This is a genomic window from Methylobacterium variabile (assembly GCF_001043975.1).
In the GTDB taxonomy this organism is placed as follows: domain Bacteria; phylum Pseudomonadota; class Alphaproteobacteria; order Rhizobiales; family Beijerinckiaceae; genus Methylobacterium; species Methylobacterium variabile.
Genome location: NZ_LABY01000453.1, coordinates 1 through 1,355, shown reverse-complemented (window position 1 = coordinate 1,355; position 1,355 = coordinate 1). Strand labels below are relative to the sequence as shown.

Sequence of the window (1,355 nt, the reverse complement as noted above, 5' to 3'; positions counted from 1 at the left end):
CCCCACCCGCCCCGGCAACCTCGACCGTCCGTTCCAGTCCGATGAACCTGATCCACACGGCCCTCGACCTCTACGGCATCCGCCACGCCGGCCGCGATCGGAACCGCAGCCTGCTCTCCGCGACCTACCGGGACAAGGCGCGCTTCTGCGACGGCCTGCCCGGCGCGCCGGAGGCGGTCGATCCTGCCAAGGTGGCGCGGGCCGAATGAGAGCCGCCCCGCGCCCCACCTCAACCCCTCGATCCCGCCGAGCCGCCCCGATGTTCCTGACCCACCCGTTCCTGACCCAGTCCCGCTCCGCCCTGCGCCATTCCCTGCAGGGTCTCGCCGTCGCCGCCCGCTCCGAGCGCGCGGTGCGGCAGGAATTGGCCGTGCTGGCCGTCGCCCTGCCGGTCGCCTTCCTGATCGCCGGCAGCATCCACAGCTGGATCGCCCTGATCGGCAGCCTCGTCCTCGTCCTCGTGGCCGAGCTCCTGAACACGGCGGTGGAGAAGCTCTGCGACCACCTGCATCCGGGGCGCCACCCGGCGATCGGCACCGTGAAGGATCTCGGGTCGGCGGCGGTGTTCTGCGCCCTCGTGTTCGCGGCGATCGTGTGGATCAGCCTGGCGGGCCTCGCCGTGGTGGAGTGGCGGGCGGTTCCGTGAGGGCGCGCCGGCGGCCTAAGGGGCGGCGTGGATGGCCCGCGACGCCTGCTCCAGGTCGGCGATCAGGTCGTCGGCCTCCTCCAGGCCGGCGTTGAAGCGAAACAGCGGCCCCCGGGGCAGGGGGCCCGCGTCCCGGCGCGCGGCATGGACCGGCAGCACGAGGGAGACGTGCCCGCCCCAGCTCTCGGCGATCCGGAACAGGAGGAGCGCGTCGACGAAGGCGCGGATCCGTTCGACCGGGACGCTAACGTCGAACGCCACCGTGAAGAGGCTGTTGCCCTTCCCGAAATACTGCCGGAAGCGCGCGTGGTGGGGGCTGGTGTCCCGGGCCGGGCTCAAGATCTCGGCCACGAACGGCTGGGCCGCGAACCAGTCCATCAGCCGCGCGGCGGTGGCGCAGTGCTGGTCGAGGCGCGCCTCCGCCGTGTCGACCCGGTGAAAGAGGCGGGTGCAGATCTGGGGCGACACCGCGCCGTTGCCGCTGATCCGCAACTGCCGCCGCAGGCGGGCGATGTCCGCCTCGTCGCGCGCGACGACGATGCCGCTCGGCGTGTCGCCGTAGCCGCCCTCGTACTTGGTCGTGGCCTGGATCGCGACCGCGATGCCGTGGGCGAGAGGCCTGAAGCGCACGTGGCTCGCCCAGGTGTTGTCCATCACGGTGCGCGCCCCGGCCTGCGCGGCCGCGGCGACGAGGCCGGCGATGTCCGGG

At 73.1% G+C, this 1,355-nt stretch carries 3 protein-coding genes; 2 read left to right on the top strand and 1 reads right to left on the bottom strand.

Going from position 1 to position 1,355, the window contains the following annotated elements; translation table 11 throughout:
- The coding region (locus VQ02_RS37890) for a hypothetical protein (RefSeq protein WP_209437108.1) at window positions 1-209 on the top strand (209 nt) is incomplete at its 5' end.
- A 50-nt stretch (window positions 210-259) separates the two neighbouring features.
- Window positions 260-646, top strand: a complete 387-nt coding sequence (locus tag VQ02_RS33825; protein ID WP_048448664.1) for a diacylglycerol kinase — start codon at window positions 260-262, stop codon at window positions 644-646.
- Between the two features lie 15 nt (window positions 647-661).
- On the opposite strand, the gene VQ02_RS33820 is transcribed toward VQ02_RS33825, so the two are convergent.
- The coding region (locus VQ02_RS33820) for a PLP-dependent transferase (protein WP_048448663.1) at window positions 662-1,355 on the bottom strand (694 nt) is incomplete at its 5' end.